The sequence below is a fragment of the Thermosulfurimonas sp. F29 genome (assembly GCF_019688735.1).
Classification (GTDB): Bacteria; Desulfobacterota; Thermodesulfobacteria; order Thermodesulfobacteriales; family Thermodesulfobacteriaceae; genus Thermosulfurimonas_A.
This window is the reverse complement of sequence record NZ_JAIFYA010000003.1, coordinates 43,847-59,898: the sequence shown is the minus strand read 5'-3', so window position 1 is coordinate 59,898 and position 16,052 is coordinate 43,847. Positions and strand designations below refer to the sequence as shown.

The 16,052-nt window shown below is 61.6% G+C and carries 17 protein-coding genes; 8 read left to right on the top strand and 9 right to left on the bottom strand.

Annotated elements, in window-relative coordinates:
- Genes K3767_RS08660 through trmFO form a run of 4 tightly spaced genes read left to right on the top strand, consistent with a single transcriptional unit; the run spans position 1 to position 5,044 of the window.
- Positions 1 to 1,179, top strand: coding sequence for a M20 family metallopeptidase (locus tag K3767_RS08660; RefSeq protein WP_221173190.1), 1,179 nt, complete (start codon positions 1 to 3; stop codon positions 1,177 to 1,179).
- A complete protein-coding gene (locus K3767_RS08655) occupies positions 1,157 to 2,263 on the top strand; it encodes a YbdK family carboxylate-amine ligase (RefSeq protein WP_221173189.1) in 1,107 nt (368 codons plus the stop codon). Before K3767_RS08660 ends, K3767_RS08655 begins: the two co-directional genes overlap by 23 nt.
- Positions 2,260 to 3,720, top strand: a complete 1,461-nt coding sequence (locus K3767_RS08650; protein ID WP_221173188.1) for a gamma-glutamyltransferase — start codon at positions 2,260 to 2,262, stop codon at positions 3,718 to 3,720. Before K3767_RS08655 ends, K3767_RS08650 begins: the two co-directional genes overlap by 4 nt.
- Entirely contained in the window at positions 3,713 to 5,044 is a 1,332-nt protein-coding gene (trmFO, locus tag K3767_RS08645) for a methylenetetrahydrofolate--tRNA-(uracil(54)-C(5))-methyltransferase (FADH(2)-oxidizing) TrmFO (protein ID WP_221173187.1), read from the top strand. The genes K3767_RS08650 and trmFO overlap by 8 nt, the downstream gene beginning before the upstream one ends.
- Here the strand turns inward: trmFO and yajC are convergent.
- From yajC to K3767_RS08620, 5 genes are all read right to left on the bottom strand, one after another.
- Positions 5,041 to 5,454, bottom strand: a complete 414-nt coding sequence (yajC, locus tag K3767_RS08640) for a preprotein translocase subunit YajC (protein WP_255592367.1) — start codon at positions 5,452 to 5,454, stop codon at positions 5,041 to 5,043. The two genes, trmFO and yajC, sit on opposite strands and share 4 nt — an antisense overlap.
- Positions 5,455 to 5,532: 78 nt before the next feature.
- A complete protein-coding gene (locus K3767_RS08635) occupies positions 5,533 to 6,006 on the bottom strand; it encodes a hypothetical protein (protein WP_221173186.1) in 474 nt (157 codons plus the stop codon).
- A gap of 59 nt (positions 6,007 to 6,065) precedes the next feature.
- On the bottom strand, positions 6,066 to 7,205 hold the full coding sequence (gene tgt / locus K3767_RS08630; RefSeq protein WP_221173185.1) for a tRNA guanosine(34) transglycosylase Tgt: 1,140 nt from the start codon (positions 7,203 to 7,205) through the stop codon (positions 6,066 to 6,068).
- Complete coding sequence (locus tag K3767_RS08625; RefSeq protein ID WP_221173184.1) at positions 7,174 to 8,481, bottom strand: hypothetical protein; 1,308 nt, start codon at positions 8,479 to 8,481, stop codon at positions 7,174 to 7,176. Before K3767_RS08625 ends, tgt begins: the two co-directional genes overlap by 32 nt.
- A 5-nt stretch (positions 8,482 to 8,486) precedes the next feature.
- Positions 8,487 to 9,578: a class I SAM-dependent methyltransferase gene (locus K3767_RS08620; RefSeq protein ID WP_221173183.1), complete on the bottom strand. Its 1,092-nt coding sequence runs from the start codon at positions 9,576 to 9,578 to the stop codon at positions 8,487 to 8,489.
- A gap of 77 nt (positions 9,579 to 9,655) precedes the next feature.
- Here K3767_RS08620 and K3767_RS08615 point away from each other — a divergent pair, with 77 nt between their 5' ends.
- Together K3767_RS08615 and K3767_RS08610 are read left to right on the top strand one after the other, a co-directional pair.
- The gene (locus K3767_RS08615) at positions 9,656 to 10,762 is read left to right on the top strand and encodes a DegT/DnrJ/EryC1/StrS aminotransferase family protein (RefSeq protein ID WP_221173182.1); all 1,107 of its coding nucleotides are present in this window, start codon (positions 9,656 to 9,658) and stop codon (positions 10,760 to 10,762) included.
- Complete coding sequence (locus K3767_RS08610) at positions 10,759 to 11,547, top strand: sugar phosphate isomerase/epimerase (protein WP_221173181.1); 789 nt, start codon at positions 10,759 to 10,761, stop codon at positions 11,545 to 11,547. Before K3767_RS08615 ends, K3767_RS08610 begins: the two co-directional genes overlap by 4 nt.
- 4 nt (positions 11,548 to 11,551) lie before the next feature.
- Here the strand turns inward: K3767_RS08610 and K3767_RS08605 are convergent, their stop codons facing one another.
- From K3767_RS08605 to miaB, 4 genes are all read right to left on the bottom strand, one after another.
- A complete protein-coding gene (locus K3767_RS08605; RefSeq protein ID WP_221173180.1) occupies positions 11,552 to 11,914 on the bottom strand; it encodes a hypothetical protein in 363 nt (120 codons plus the stop codon).
- Between the two features lie 52 nt (positions 11,915 to 11,966).
- Positions 11,967 to 12,614 carry a histidinol phosphate phosphatase domain-containing protein gene (locus tag K3767_RS08600; RefSeq protein ID WP_221173179.1) on the bottom strand — a complete coding sequence of 216 codons (648 nt, stop codon included), beginning with the start codon at positions 12,612 to 12,614 and terminating at the stop codon, positions 11,967 to 11,969.
- A 296-nt stretch (positions 12,615 to 12,910) separates the two neighbouring features.
- Positions 12,911 to 13,429: a bifunctional nuclease family protein gene (locus K3767_RS08595; protein ID WP_221173178.1), complete on the bottom strand. Its 519-nt coding sequence runs from the start codon at positions 13,427 to 13,429 to the stop codon at positions 12,911 to 12,913.
- A gap of 10 nt (positions 13,430 to 13,439) precedes the next feature.
- A complete protein-coding gene (gene miaB, locus K3767_RS08590) occupies positions 13,440 to 14,777 on the bottom strand; it encodes a tRNA (N6-isopentenyl adenosine(37)-C2)-methylthiotransferase MiaB (RefSeq protein ID WP_221173177.1) in 1,338 nt (445 codons plus the stop codon).
- A 67-nt stretch (positions 14,778 to 14,844) separates the two neighbouring features.
- Between miaB and K3767_RS08585 the strand changes: the two genes are divergently transcribed.
- Positions 14,845 to 15,567 (top strand): creatininase family protein, encoded by a 723-nt coding sequence (locus K3767_RS08585; RefSeq protein WP_221173176.1) that lies wholly within the window; start codon positions 14,845 to 14,847, stop codon positions 15,565 to 15,567.
- Positions 15,567 to 16,052 carry a peroxiredoxin gene (locus K3767_RS08580; RefSeq protein WP_221173175.1) on the top strand — a complete coding sequence of 162 codons (486 nt, stop codon included), beginning with the start codon at positions 15,567 to 15,569 and terminating at the stop codon, positions 16,050 to 16,052. Before K3767_RS08585 ends, K3767_RS08580 begins: the two co-directional genes overlap by 1 nt.

Sequence of the window (16,052 nt, the reverse complement as noted above, 5' to 3'; positions counted from 1 at the left end):
ATGAGCGAGAGTGCGGAGGAGGCGTTTTTTCGGTGGCTGGTGGCCATCCGAAGGCACATCCATCGGTTTCCGGAACCGGCCTTTCAGGAGGAGAAGACCGCCGCCTTCATCGAGAAAAAGCTCGCCGAGCTGGGTCTGCGGGCCCGCAGGGTGGCGGGCACGGGGGTGCTCTGTGAAATAGGGGAGGGGCCTCCCTGGGTGGCCCTCCGTGCGGACATGGACGCCCTCCCCCTTCAGGAGGAGACCGGTCTTCCCTTCGCCTCCCGGGTGCCGGGGGTGATGCACGCCTGTGGGCACGACGGCCATGTGGCCATGCTCCTGGGGGCGGCCCGTCTGCTGGCCCGGGACCCTCCTGCACGGGGCGGGGTGCGACTCCTTTTTCAGCCCGCCGAGGAAAGCGGGGGCGGGGCCAGGGCCCTGATCGAGGCCGGAGTGCTGGAGGGAGTGGTAGCCATCTTCGGAGGACACATAGACCGGCACTTTGAGGTGGGGGAGATAGCCGTAAACGAGGGACTCATTTGTGCCTACACGGATCGCTTCGTGATCCGGCTTAAGGGGCGGGGAGGACACGCGGCCTGGCCCCACGAGGCCGTGGACGCCGTGGTGGCCGGGTCTTTCCTGGTAACCGCCATTCAGGCCCTTGTGGCCAGGGAGGTCAATCCCGCCTATCCCGCGGTGGTTACCGTGGGGAGGTTTGAGGCCGGCACGGCCTTCAATGTGATTGCGGAGGAGGCCCGGCTCGAGGGGACCATCCGCTCCACCGAAGCGCGGATCCGGGAAAGGATCCATCAGGGACTCGCCCGGCTGGTGCGGGGGGTGGAGGAACTCTACAGGGTCGCCGGAGAACTGGAAATCTTTGAGGGGTATCCACCGGTGATAAACACCCCCCGTGAGACCGAGCTGGCCCGGGAGGCCGCGCGGCGGGTGGTGGGGGAAAAGGGGCTCGTCCGGATGCCCCATCCCAGCCTTGGAGGGGAGGACTTTTCTTTTTATCTTAAACATGTGCCGGGATGTTTCGTGCGCTTCGGGGCCAGAAAGAAGGGATGGGAAGATGTGCCGGCTCACAGCCCCCGCTTCGACTTCGACGAAAGGGTTCTCCCCATAGGGGCGCGTTTTTACTTCGAGGTGGCCCATCTGGCCCTCAGGGAGGAGGCCCATGCTCCCCTTTGCCAGGAGTGAGCCCCTTACCCTGGGAATAGAGATCGAGTTTCAGATCCTGCGGAAGGAAAGCCTGGAGCTTGCCCCCGGAGGGCCCGTCCTTTTAAACCTGGTCAGGAGGGAGGCGGACCTTGCGGAATTCGTGAAGCCGGAGTTCATTCGCTCCATGATCGAGATCGTGACCCCGGTGTGTCCGTCCGTTTCCCGGGCGGAGGAATGGCTGCGCGGGGCCCTCACCAGGTTGCGAAATCTGGCCGAGGAAAAGGGCTACCTCCTCTACGCGGCCAGCCTTCATCCCTTCTCCCGGGCCGCGGAACAGAAGGTGTGGGAGGATCCCCGCTACGAGGCCCTCCGGGACGAACTCCAGATCGTGGGGCGGCGTTTCATCTCGCAGGGGCTGCACATCCACCTGGGAATGCCCTCGGCGGAGGAGGCCCTGCGGGTCTTCCGCTGGTTCCGTCTCTACACTCCGCTCTTCCTAGCCCTCACCACCTCTTCTCCCTTCTACGAGGGGGAATACACCGGCTTTTATTCCTATCGGAGCAAGCTGTTCGAGGCCCTGCCGCTGGCCGGCTATCCCCGGGATTTCGAGAACTATCGGGAATTCGAGAACCTGGTGGACCTTCTCCTGGCCCACCGGATCATCCTTCAGCCCCGGGATCTTTGGTGGGATGTGCGTCCCCATCCCGAATTCGGGACGGTGGAGCTTCGGGTGTGCGATCTGCCGGGGCGTTTTTCCGAGGTCCTGGGGGTGGCGGCCCTGGCCCGGGCCTTTGCCGCCGCGGTGCTCGCCGAAAAGTCCGATCCCCCCGCGGTGCCCATGGAGGTTTTGCGCTACAACAAGTGGCAGGCCGCCCGGCACGGTCTGGACGGCTACTTCGTGGATCCGGCCACGGGCCGGAGAAATACCTTTCGGGAGATCTTCCGGGAGTTCCTCTTCCGGTGTGCCGGCGGATTCGCCGAGACCGGGGAGAGAGACTATGTTCGGGCCCTGGAAAGGGTGGTGGAGGAAGGCACCGGTGCCCACCGTCAGCTCAACCTTCACCTGGAGGGGCGAGACCTGCGGGAGGTGGTGGCGATTACGCAGGGGGAGTTCTGGCTGTGAGGGGAGTGGTGGCCTGCGGAAACGCGCAGACGGCCCGGGCCGCGGTGGAGGTGTTGCGGGCCGGAGGGAACGCCTTTGACGCCGCGGTGGCCGCGGCCCTGGCCGCCGGGGTAGCGGAGGCCGGGCTCACGGGACTCGCCGGAGGCGGTTACGCCGTGGCCTATGTAGGGCAAACCCGGCAAGCCTTCATCTACGATTTCTTCGTGAATGTTCCGGGCCTGGGCCTGGCCTCTTTCCCCGAGAAATCGGATTTCAAGAAAGTGACCCTTCGTTTCACCTCTTCCACTCAGGATTTTTTCGTAGGGGCGGCTTCGGTAGCCGTGCCGGGTACCCCTCTGGGACTCAAGATCCTTAAGGAGGACCTGGGAATCCTTCCCTGGGCCGAGGTGGTTTCGCCGTCCGTACGCCTGGCTCGGGATGGTTTTGAGGTGGATAGCCTACAGGCAGCCTGTTTCGGTATCCTTGAGCCCATTTTCCGGAGGGATCCGCTGGCGGAGAAACTTTTCTATCCCTCGGGGAAACCCCCGGCTCCGGGCACCAGGCTCAAAAATCCCGCTCTGGCGAATTTTTTGAAAGATTTCCCTCGTAGTGCTCAGGAACTCTATCGGGGAGAACTGGCCCGTAAACTCGTAAGTTTTCTCAAGGGCCGCGGGGGCCTCCTCACCGAGGAGGATCTTTCCTTTTACCATGTTTATCGGCGTAAACCCCTGGAGTACCGTTTTCCCCGGGGACATTTTCTAACCAATCCCCCGCCTTCTTTCGGAGGAAGTCTGGTGGCCCTGGCGCTTGAGTTTTTCGGAGAACACTTCGGGAAAGGAGAATATCTCGGGAAAGCCCACCTGCAGGCTCTGGCCGGGGCCCTCAAGTTTCAGGCCGGCGTACGCAACGAACTCCTGGCGCATCCCGAAGGGGTCTTCCGGTGGCTTAAGGGGGGCTCTAAAGGGACTACCCATCTGAGTGTAGCCGACGAGGAAGGGAACCTCTGTGGTATAACCCTGACTTTCGGGGAAGGAGCGGGCGTTATCTTTCCGGAGGCCGGTCTGGTTCTCAACAATATTCTGGGGGAGGAAGATCTTCATCCCCGGGGTTTTTTCTCTTATCCGGCCGGCAAACGCGTCCCCTCCATGATGGCTCCGAGTCTTTTAGAAATTTCCGGAAAGCGTTTCGTTTTAGGCTCGGGCGGGAGCAAGAGGATCCGTTCGGCCCTCCTCCAGGTGGTGATCAATCTGTCCTTCTTTGGACTTTCCCCCGAGGAGGCCGTCTCAGCCCCGAGACTCCATTTCGAGGAAGGCACTTTTCAGGCTGAGCCCGGTTTCTCTGATTTTCTTTCCGAAATTGCTCAACCGTTAAATCTCTGGCCGGAAAAGAACCTCTATTTCGGGGGAGTACACCTGGCGGGAAGCGATCTTTCCGGGGCCGGTGATACCCGGAGGGCAGGAGTGGTGGCCCATGTCTGAAGCGGTGATCATCATAGGAGGGGGGCTGGCCGGATCCGAGGCGGCCTGGCAGCTGGCCCGCCGTGGGGTGCGGGTGCGGCTTTACGAAATGCGTCCCCGACGGCTCACCCCGGCCCACCGCACCGGAAACCTGGCCGAGCTGGTCTGTTCCAATTCCCTGCGTTCCCGGGAATTGACCAGCGCCGTGGGGCTTCTCAAGGAGGAGATGCGGCGAATGGGGTCCCTCATCATGGAGGCGGCGCTGGCCAGCGAGGTCCCCGCGGGAAAGGCTCTGGCCGTGGATCGGGAGCGCTTCGCCCGCTATGTGACGGAAAAACTGGAAAGCGAACCCCTGGTGGAGATCGTCCGGGAGGAGGTTACCGAGATCCCCCCGGAGGGACTCACCATCGTGGCCACCGGACCCCTTACCTCCGAGGCCCTGGCCGAGGACCTGCGGCGACTCACCGGCGAGGATTACTTCCACTTTTACGACGCCATCGCCCCCATCGTTTACGCCGACTCCATCAACTGGGATAGGGTCTTCCGGGCCGACCGATACGGAAAGGGAGAAGGGGCCTATGTGAATTGTCCGCTTACCAGGGAGGAATACGAACGCTTCGTGGAGGCCCTGCTTTCCGCCGAGAAGGTTCCCCTCAAGGACTTTGAGGAGCCCCGGTACTTCGAGGGGTGTCTGCCCATCGAGGTCATGGCCGAAAGGGGGCCGGAAACCCTTCGTTACGGTCCCATGAAGCCGGTGGGACTGGTCGATCCCCGCACCGGGAAGGAACCCTATGCGGTGGTGCAACTGCGTCCGGAAAACCGGGAGGGCACCCTCTACAACCTGGTGGGGTTCCAGACCAAACTCAAGTATCCGGAACAGGAGAGGGTCTTCCGGATGATTCCGGGGCTGGAACGGGCCGAATTTGCCCGCTACGGCTCCATACACCGGAACTCCTTCGTGTGCGCTCCCCGGGTGCTTCTTCCCACCCTGCAGCTGAAAAAGGCCCCCCGGGTGTTTCTGGCCGGGCAGATCACCGGGGTGGAGGGCTATGTGGAGTCCACGGCCATGGGACTTATAGCCGGTCTTAATGCGGCCCGGATCGTGCGCGGGCTCGAACCGGTGGTGCCCCCGCCGGAGACCGCTCACGGAGCCCTTATCCGATACCTCATGGAGGCCGACCCCCGCCACTTCCAGCCCATGAACATCAACTGGGGGCTCTTCCCGCCCCTGGATCTGCCTCCGCGGAGGAGAAAAAAGATTCCCAAGCGCGAGCGCTATCGGCTCATGGCCGAAAGGGCCCTCGCCGTCCTTTCCCGGTGGCTTGAGGAAATAGGAGAGACCTAGGCCGGCCCGGCTATGTAGTTCTTCTGCACCCGGACCTTCACATCCTTGCCCACCTCAAGGAGAACCTCGTCCCCCTCCACCTTTACCACATGTCCGATGAGACCTCCGGCGGTGATCACCTTCTGGCCGTTACGGAGGTTCTCTATGAATCTCTGATGTTCCCGGGCCCGCTTCTGCTGGGGACGAATGAGGAGAAAGTAAAAGACCAGGAAGATGAGAACGAGGGGCAGAAAGGTGGCCACCAGACCGGCCGGCCCTCCGTGGGCTCCTTCCGCCGGCGGAGCCCCCATGGCGTAAACCGGATGTGCGGGGTTAATTCCGGCCAGGATTACCGGAACAAAACCGGAGACGGAGAGGGAGCGGAATACTTTCCAGAATTCGAACCTCGCTAAAGCTTTCGATGTATGCATGCTCTTACCTCCTTTTTTAGATTGTACTTTTCGAGGTTGGGGGAACCGGCTTTCGGACGGTAAGATCCATCCAATCTTTCAAAAGACCAGGCCGTGCTTGCGGAGGATGTTGGCCACCCTTTCGTCCTCCCGGGCCAGATCCCTGAGCACGGCAATAATCTGATCCAGAGCCTCTTCCCTGGCCTTTCGAATGATGGTCCGTCTGTCCCATAAGGCGAAACCTATTACTCCCAGAGTAAAAGAAGTAAAAATCCCCGTTACAATCCAGAGAAAGGTGTAGAGCTGATCGAATCGTTTATTGATATCCTCGAATCGTTTATTGATGTCCTCAAAGCGTTTGTTCATATAGGTGTACATTTCTTCGAAGCGTTTGTTCATGTAGGTGTACATCTCCTCGAAGCGTTTATTGGTCTGCTCCATGAAGACGCGCAGAGTGGCCTTTATCTCGGAAAGGTCGCGCATAACGAGCTTTTCTTCCTGAGGGGTGAACGCCCTGACTGGAGGAGTATAAAGGATCATCCAGCAGATAAGCAGAAAAAAAGCCCTTTTCATCATGGAATCTTTTTACCCAAAAAGTTTTCTTTCGTAAAGTCCTGGCTCCGGAATTCCGATCAGATGCTTTTTTCTCTTTCTGAAGCATTTCGATAAAACTTTTCCCGAAACTCCTGAAAGCGTCCCTCCCGCAGGGAACGGCGCAGATCAGCCATGAATTTCAGGTAAAAGTGCAGGTTGTGCACGGTGAGCAGGAAGTATATCAGAAGTTCACCGGAATGGAAGAGATGTCGGAGATAGGCCCGGGTGAAGTTGCGACAGGTGTAGCAGCGGCACTCGGGATCCAGGGGACGGAAGTCCTCCTTGAAACAGGCGTTACGGATGTGGAAGGTGCCCCGGGAGGTGAAGACGGTGCCCCGGCGGGCGTTACGGGTGGGAAGCACGCAGTCGAACATGTCCACCCCCCGGGCCACCGCCTCAAGAATATCTTGGGGGGTGCCCACCCCCATGAGGTACCGCGGGCGATCCTCCGGAAGGTGAGGCACCGTGGCCTCGATCATGGAAAACATAAGTTCCTTGGGTTCCCCCACGGAAAGCCCTCCTATGGCGTAGCCGTCAAATTCCATGGAGACCAGGGTTTCGGCGCTGGCGCGACGCAGGTCCTCCTCCATCCCCCCCTGAACGATACCGAAAAGAAGCACCCCCTCGGAGCGGTGCTCTTCCCACCACCGGAGCGATCTTTCCGCCCAGCGATGGGTGAGCCCGGTGAGTCTTTCGGTCTCCTCCCGGGGACAAGGGTAGGGGATGCAGACATCAAGGACCACGCGTATGTCCGAGTCCAGGGCGGCCTGGACCTCCAGGGATCTCTCCGGGGTGAGAAGGTGTTCCGAGCCGTCAAGATGGGAACGAAATCTCACCCCTTCTTCCAGTATCTCCCGAAAGCGAGATAGGCTGTAGACCTGGAAACCCCCGCTGTCGGTGAGAATGGCCCGGGGCCAGTTCATGAAACGATGAAGTCCACCGGCCTTCTTAACGATTTCCGGCCCCGGTCGGAGGTAGAGGTGGTAGGTGTTGGCCAGGATGATGCGGGCCGAAAGGCCGGCCACCACCTCCGGAGGAACGGCCTTCACCGACCCGGCGGTGGCCACCGGCATGAAGACCGGGGTCTCCACCACCCCCCGTCGGGTGACGAGACGCCCCAGACGGGCCCCGCTGCGGGGATCCCTCCTAAGAACCCGAAAGATCCTCCGGTTCTCCATGAGACGGACGATGCACCGCTTCCACCCTCAGCCGGAAGGTCCTTTCCGGCGGCGAGACCACCAGCCGGTATTCCCCATCCACCAGGTCCCCCAGCGGAGGGTTCAGGTCCGTTTCCTCGTCCCAGAGAACGAGATCCGTCCCGGCCTCGATGAGCCGAACGAAGGCTCCTTCCTGTAAAAGCCCGGTCTTTATCAGAAAAACGCTCAGGGATTCCGCAGACGGACACTCGTAAACCTCCTCCTCTTTTCCCGGGGGAAGGAGGTGGACGCGGACCGGGGAGAGGGGATCCTTCTTCCAGAGGTGTTCGGAGCCCGTGGCCGGATAGGCCAGAAAGAGCGTCCCCTCCCCGTACCGAAGGGTGCGATTCAGGCGATGGACCTCCGAGCCTCCCCTCCGGCTTACCTCCTTGACGATTCGCAGTAGTCCCCGCAGGAGGTATAGGTAGGTGCGAGGGGGCAACTCCGGGAGATAGTGCCTCAGCTTTTGATCCACCCTGCGGAAGTAAGGAAGAGGGGGACCCTTCAGTCCCGCCTCCGCCAGGGCCAGGAAGTCCACGGGATGAAGATGGGTGGGATCGTCCTCGTAAAAGAAGGACTCGGCGACTATCTCCAGGGGAGCCTTTCCGAAGAGGTTCTCCCTCTCCACGGCAAAGATCTTCAGAATCTCAATGGCCGAGGGGTAATAGGCCAGGCCGAAAAATGTTCCGTCGTGTCCCATGGGGAAGAGGTATCCGCCCTTCCCCCCGAAATCGAAGTAGAGGGGACGATCTGGAGCGAAGAAGAGCCAGAACTCGCGTTCCCACAGTTCCAGGGCCACCCTCACCAGGGACTTTATTTCCGCAGGGCTCAGGTGTCCGACAATCAGGGGAAAGGGGGGATAGGGGGTGGGATGGTTGCGGTGAAGGTCCTCGATCATTCTGACGAAGACCTCCCGGGCCCGGGGAAGGACTTCTGGCACCACCTCAACGCCGGTGCCCCTGAGGAGATCCTCCAGCACGGGGATCAGGGGCGGGGCCCCGCAGAAGATGCGCCGGGGACGGGCCGGGGGAAGTCTGAAGCGTTTCCCCTGATGGGCCCGGCGAAGGAGGCGCCTTAAGCCCTCCGGCGTGATCCCCTCCAGGGTCCCGACTTCTCGGATGAACCCCTGGGAGTCCATAATCAGACAGGTGGCGGCCATCCTGGGAGGGCCCTGCCGGGGAACGATCCAGTCCGTGAGGTGACACTCCAGGGCCCACCAGTCGTGCTCCATACCCGAACCGAAGAGTTTCCCGGCCATGTTCTCTATCCTAACAGGTGAATTCGATTGCTTAAAGTGAAACCTCTGAGAGGCTTTCCCGGGGGAAGGCCCCGGCCCTGTACCAGGACCCAGTGACTGGCTCCCAGACCCTCAGGAAGGACGAGGAGTTTGAGGGCCTCTCGATCCCGGAAGGTGTTGTCGGAGACCTCGGAAAGGAGTCTTTCCACCCCGAGGGCCGCCAGGAAGGCCCCCTGCTGGGTGAATCCCAGGTTCAGGAACCCGAACCTCTCTCCCAGCTCGCGGAGAGCGGTGAAGTCCACATGGGCGGTGAGGTCCTGATGGCCGGGCCGGAGATAGGGATTTTCCACCACCCGGTGGCGGTAATAGGCCAGAAGGGTCCCGCGGGTTCTCCCCGGATGGTAATAATCCGCCCGGGGATAACCGTAATCCACGGTGATTACCGCCCCGCGGGTGAGTTTTTTGGAGAGTTCCCGATAGATCCCCTCGTACTCCAGACAGACCTCGGTGCGATAGCCCTCCGGCCAGGAGAGGGCGTGGGGCAGCACCCGTTCCAGGATCTCGGTGCGGGTAAGGGCCCCGAGCTCCTCCCGGATCCGATTCCCTTCCACCCGTACATAGACCTCCCGCAGGTCCTCCCGGGTCTTTTCTACAAGGTGGACCGGGAGACTGTCGAAGAGCTCGTTGGAAAGGAAGACCCCGCAGAAGGAGGGGAGTTCCGCCCAGTCCTCAAACCACCGCACCCTTCCGGAGAATCGACGCAGGGTTTCCTCCTGAAGGGCGCGAAGGTTGGGGAGGGGCTCCACGATCCAGTAGGGCCACCGGATTCCTTTCCTCTCCAGGTATTCCAGGATGTCCAGGGCTAGATACCCTTCCCCGGCTCCGGCTTCCACCACCGCGAACTCTTCGGGTGCTCCGAGTAAACGGTGGATCTCCAGGATCTGCACGGCCAGCGCCGCCCCGAAGACGCGATGTACCGTGGGAGAGGTGAAGTAGTCGCCCCGGCGTCCCAGTCTGGGCCCCCGGGCGTAGTAGCCGTAGCGCTCGTGGTAGAGACAGAGCTCCATGTAGCGCACGAACGGCACGGGAGACTCTGCGGCCAGTATCTCGAGAAGCATTACCCGACCCGTTTTACCCCCTGCCGAAAATATAGCAAGGATTTTCGGGGCTTCAAAAGGGTGGTAACCTTTGGGGCGTGAAATTCATAGACCTGGCCCGGGGCTACGAACGGTACGGAGGGGAGATCGAGGAGGCCGTGGTGCGGGTGCTGCGCAGCACCCGCTACATCCTGGGGCCGGAGGTGGCGGCCCTGGAGGAGGAACTGGCCCGTTTCGTGGGAGTGTCCCGGGCCGTGGGGGTCTCCTCCGGCACCGACGCCCTGCTCCTCATCCTGAAGGCCCTGGAGCTTCCTCCGGGCTCGAAGGTCATCACCCCCTCCTTTACCTTCGTGGCCACCGCGGAGGCCATCCGCCGGGCCGGTCTGGTTCCTCACTTCGTGGACATAGACCCCCGCACCTACAACCTCTCTCCCGAGGCGGTGGAGGAGGCCCTGCGTCGTCATCCCGGTGAGATCTCGGCGGTGATTGCGGTGAGCCTATTCGGTCTCCCGGCGGATTTCGAGGCCCTGGAGAGGCTCTCGCGGGAATACGGGGTGGTGCTGGTGGAGGACGCCTGCCAGTCCTTCGGGGCGGAGTTCGCGGGCCGTCGCTCGGGAAGTTTCGGACGGGCTGCCGCCACTTCCTTCTTTCCCGCCAAACCCCTGGGGGGTGCCGGGGACGGGGGGATGGTCTTTACCGGGGACGAGGTCCTGGCCGAAAGGGTGAGGGCCCTGCGGATGCACGGCCAGACCCGAAACTACTATTACGAATACGCCGGCATAAACGGGAGGCTGGACGAGATCCAGGCGGCCATCCTCCGGGTGAGGTTCCGCCACTTCGAGGAGGAACTGCGGCTCAGGGAAAGGGTGGCCGGGAAGTACCGTAGGGCCCTGGCCGACATCCCCGGCCTCGTTCTTCCCCATGTCCCGCCCGGATACAGGTCCTCCTGGGCGCAGTTTACCGTGAGGGTTCCCGGGCGCGACGAGCTCCGGGCCCGGCTTTCGGAAAGGGGGATTCCCACTATGGTTTATTATCCGCATCCCCTGCACCTCCAGCCCATCTTCAGGGATCTGGGGTTTGGGGAGGGCAGCCTTCCCGAGACCGAAAAGGCCGCCCGGGAGGTGCTCAGCCTTCCCATGCACCCCTACCTCACCGACGAGGAAATAGCCCTGGTGGCCGAAACCATTCGGGAGTTCTATCGATGAGGGAATGGCGCGTCTTCGTCTCGGTGCCCTTTGACCTGCTGGTGGAGAGGTACCTGCCCCTGGTTAAGGAGAGGGGCCTTGCCGTGGAGGTGTCCCTGGACAGAGGGGTTTTCGATCGTTTCTGTTTCGAGGATTTTCGGCGGGTGGCCGGGGAGCTTCGCGAGGCCGGGGTGCGCTGCAATGTGCACGCCCCCTTCTGTGATCTGTCTCCCGGGGCCCTGGATAGCCTGGTAAGAGAGGCCAGTATCCGGAGGCTCCGGGAGGCCCTGCGGGTGGCCGCCCTTTTTGATCCGGAAACGGTGGTGCTCCACAGCGGTTATCATCCGGGGTATCACCGCGAGCAGGTGGCCCGCTGGCAGGAGAGCCTGCACGGGGCTATCGAGAGACTCCTTGCCGAGGCCCGGGAGCTGGGCCTGACCCTGGCCCTGGAGAATGTCTTCGAACCCTCGGTGGAAGTCCTGAAACCTTTTTTTGAGGTCCATCCGGGGCTTACCTGGTGTTTCGATCCCGGTCACGCCCAGGCCTTTTCCCGGAGCCGATGGGAGGACTGGCTCCCCGTGCTTTACCCCTATCTTTCGGAGATACACCTTCACGACAACCGGGGAGAGTGGGACGAACACCTGGCCCTGGGGGAAGGGACCATTCCCTTTTTCGAGATTCTTTCCTTCGTGGCGGAAAAGGGCCTGAGACCCGTCCTCACCGTGGAGGCCCACGCGGAGGAGGCGGTGGCCCCGAGTCTTTCCCGCCTCAGGGAGCTTCTGGGCAGGCTCCCGCCTGCCGCCTAGGGGGTCAGCCTCCGGTGGAGTGGATGAAGAGGATTTTTTCCTCCACGGCCAGCCGCCGCTTTTCCACCGGGGGAGGGGAGGGGGTCTTCAGCAGTTCCCCGTAAGGGGGGAGTATTTCCGGCCCTCCGAAGGCCACCTCCCGGCCCCTGACGGTTTCCACCAGGGCGAACTCCCGGCCGTTGGTCTGAAGTACGAAGGGAGGCGGCCTCCGGGGAAAGGCCAGCCGGGCGTAGGCCGTAAGGGCCCTTTCCCGGGAACGCACCGCCCCCGGGGCGTAATCCGCCACCAGAAGGGCGCGCCCCTCCCCGTACACCACCAGCCCGGCCCGTATCTCCTCCGGGGCAAAGCCCAGGTTTAACTTCACCACGGGGGCTTCCTTTAGAACCTCTGCCGGATAGCCCCGTTTGCGAAGGAGCGTTTCAAGAAACGCGTAGGAATCTTGCTCTGGCCCGGGCATAGAGGTCCTTTACTTCCTCCTCGGAGAGCCCGGCCCCGCGACCCACCAGGAAGGCCCTCTCCCGGGTCATGAGGTCGTCGGGGGCGTGGGCGTCGGAATTTATGATGAGCGGTGCCCCCAGCTCCCGGGCCAGTCGGGCCACATGGCCGTTCGCGAGACAGTGTCCCCTGCGCCCCGATAGCTCCAGAAACACTCCTTTGTCCGCGGCAAGGCGCACCTCTTCCTCCGAAATGAGCCCGGGATGGGCCAGAATGTCGGCCCCGGCCTCAAGCGCCGCCCGGTTGGTCCCCGGAGCCACCGGTTCCACCGGACTCTCTCCGTGCACCACCACGATCTCCGCCCCGAGCTTCCGGGCCCGCTTGACCAGCTCGGGAATAAGAGGAGGGGGGACATGCGTTATCTCTATGCCGGGAATGAGACGACACGGAGAATGCGGATTGAGTTCCTCCGCCACCCGCCTGATCCTGGGCACGATGAGATCCAGATTCGAGCCGTCGGCGTGATCGGTAATGGCCACCGCCTCGTAGCCCAGCACCGCCACCCGCCGCAGGAGCTCCGCCGGGATCAGTTCCCCGTCGCTGAAGATGGAATGACAGTGAAGGTCAAACATGGCTCCCGGATCTGCGCTCCTCCAGGTAAATCCACAGAGAACTTATAACCGCTATCAAAGTTATTCCTATTAGCAAGACCACAAAATTATCCATAGGGCCTCCTTATTCTTCGGGGACAAGGCTCAGAGCCAGCCCCAATAAAACCCCTACCACCCCTATACCTAAAAGTGTACGGAGAAGACTGCCTTTAGAGCTTGGAAGAAACGAGTTTACCACCAGAGCGACAAAGATGTACTCAGCAATTTTAAGCAACCAGTCCGCAAGCTTTTCCCGTTTCTTTCGGTGAAAAAGCATGTCACATCTTGTACTTGAAGGCCTGGGGATCCAGGCGCTCCAGGAGATCCTTGAGCTTTTCCTTGTCCTTCTCGGAGGTGGCGGTTACGGTGGTCTCCTCGGCCTTTTTGCGGGCCTCCTCGGCCAGGGCCTCGCTCTTGGCCAGCACCTCCTCGTGCACATAGATCTCGGCTCCGGTCCTCAACGCAAGGGCCACCGCGTCGCTGGGGCGGGCGTCGATCTGGATTTCGCGGCCGCCGAGGTCCAGGGTGATAAGGGCGTAGTAGGTGTTGTCCCGCAGGTCGCAGATCTCGATCCTGGGTACCCGTACCTGAAGCTGATCCAGGATGTTCTTGAGGAGATCGTGGGTCATGGGCCGGGGAAACTGAATGTTCTCCAGCTTGCTGGCGATGGCCGTGGCTTCCAGGATGCCGATCCAGATGGGAAGCCCTCTTTCGCCTCCCTCCTCCCGGAGGATCATCACCGGACTGTTGGTGACCGGATCCATGGCCACCGCCTGGATCTTCATTTTGACTTTCATGGCGGCCTCCTTAGGGGCCTTTTACGGTTTTGAGGTATTCCCCCCGCAGGGAGTGTTTCCCCGTATCCTTAATCAAAACATAAACCAGCGCACCCTTCAAATCCAGCCCTTCCGGGGCCGAGAAGTTGACCACATGGTTGGTGCGGGTGCGCCCGGTAAGGAGCTCCGGCCGGGTCTCGCTGGGCCCCTCCACCAGAACCTCCACGGTCTTTCCGATGTAACTCCGGTTGATCTCCTGGGTGATTCGGGCCTGAAGCTCGTGCACTCTCTCGAGTCTTTCCGCCTTGACCTCCTCGGGAACCTTGTCCGAAAATTCCCTGGCCCGGGCGTAAGGTCGGTCCGAGTACTTGAAGGAAAAGATCTCGTCGAAGCGCACTTCCTCCAGGAGGGAGAGCGTTTCCCGGAAGTCCTCCTCCGTCTCTCCCGGGAACCCCACGATGATGTCCGTGGTAAGGGCGATCTCCGGGCAGATTTCTCTGAGACGGCGCACCTTCTCCAGATACTCATCCCGGGTGTAGCCCCGGTTCATGCGCCTGAGAATCCGCGTGGAGCCGGACTGGACCGGAAGGTGCAGGTGCTCGCAGAGCTTGTCCACCTCGGCGAAGGCCCGCATGAGATCCTCGGAGAGGTCCTTGGGATGGCTGGTGGTGAAACGGATGCGCCACAGTCCGGGGATTTCCGCTACCAGTCGGATGAGCTCGGCAAAAGTGGGGAACCCCGGTTCCTTTTTCCCGTAGGAATTCACATTCTGTCCCAGAAGGGTGACCTCCCTTACCCCCCTTTCCACCAGGCATTCGATCTCCTTCAGGATGTCCTCGGGGGGACGACTGACCTCCCGGCCCCGCACATAGGGGACCACGCAATAGGAACAGAAGTTGTCGCACCCCTGCATGATGGTCACCTGGGCCTTCACCGGACGCCGTCCGTCCGGGGAGGGCAGAATCAGGGGGGGCACGAAGTCCCTCCGCATCTCGGTGAGCACCAGGGGCCGCCGTCCTTTCTCGATCTCCCGCAGGGCCTCGGGCAGCCGGTGCACATTCTGCGTGCCCAGCACCAGGTCCACATGAGGCATCCGTTTCACCAGTCTCTCCCCCTCCTGCTGGGCCACGCACCCGCACACCCCCACCACCACCTCCGGACGCCGGGCCTTGAGATGCCTGAAACGCCCCACCAGACTGTAAACCTTTTCCTCGGCCTTGCGACGCACCGAGCAGGTGTTGATCAGGATGAGGTCGGCCTCCTCCGGGGCCTCGCAGGGTACATATTCCCCGGCCAGGAGCGCGAGCATGCGCTCGGAATCGTATTCGTTCATCTGGCATCCGAAGGTCTTGAGAAAAACCCTTTTCATGGCCCTTTTATTTTACTCCCTAATTTCGGGACTTGCAGGGCCCCCGGGCCGGGCTTACACTGGAGACATGCTTCTCGAGCACCTCTCCTTTCCGCAGGTGGAACGCCTTCCCAGAGACCTCCCGATCCTTATCCCCTTCGGTTCGGTGGAGGAACACGGCCCCCATCTTCCCCTGGCCACCGATGTCTATACCATCTACCGGGTGGCGGAACTGGCCTCCCGGAGCCTCCCCTTTCTCGTGGCTCCTCCGGTTTACTACGGCCTGTGCCGCAGCACCTCCGATCACCCGGGCACCGTATCCCTGCGGGGGGAGACCCTCCGGGCCCTCGCCCTGGATCTCCTGCGCGGTTTCCGCCGGCAGGGATTCCGGTTTTTCGTTCTGGCCTCCGGGCACGCCGGAGGCACCCACATGGCCTTTCTCCTGGATGCCGGGGAGACCTTTCTCGCTGAGGATCCCGAGGTTCGGGTGGCCGTGGTCTCCATCCTGGATCTCCTCCGGGAATGTGCCGCGGACCTCGTGGAGACTCCCGGCGACTCCCACGCCGGGGAATGGGAAACTGCCCTCATTCAATTTTTTTACCCCGATCTGGTGGGAGAACCCCCGGAGGCCGAATATCCCGCCTTCCCCCGCCACCTTCTGGTTCCGGAAAAACGCCGTTTCTGGCCCGGGGGAGTGTGGGGAGATCCCCGCCGGGCCTCCCCGGAAAAAGGGGAAAGACTTGCCCGACGCCTGGCCGAGGGATTAAAATCTGTAATAAAAGATCTCGTCGAAGCAGGAGAGGGGAGATGATGAAAAGGCTTGCGACCCTGTGGCTGATGGTTGGCCTCGTCTTTCTGGTGGGAATGGGGTTTTCTTATCCCAAAAAGGCTCCGGACATCCGCTTTACCGGGCTTGACGGAAAGGATTACCAGCTTTCGGACTTTCGGGGCAAGGTGGTCATCGTGAACTTCTTTGCCAGCCATTGTCCGCCCTGTATGGTGGAGCTCAAGGAGCTGGCCAAACTCTACAGGAAGTACGAGGGCAGGGGGCTGGTGATCATCAGTCTCATGGTGGACGAGGAGGCCTCCCCCCTTCTTCCCCAGATCGTAAGGGCCAAGGGGATCACCTATCCGGTGGGTATTGCCAGCGAGAAAATCATGGAGGCCTTCGGAAATGTTTACATAACCCCCACCACCTTCATCATCAACAAGGAGGGCCAGGTGGTAAAGCGCCTGGTGGGTTACGCGGGCCCGAAGTATCTGGAAAAGAAGATCCGGGAGTACCTGGCCGAATAA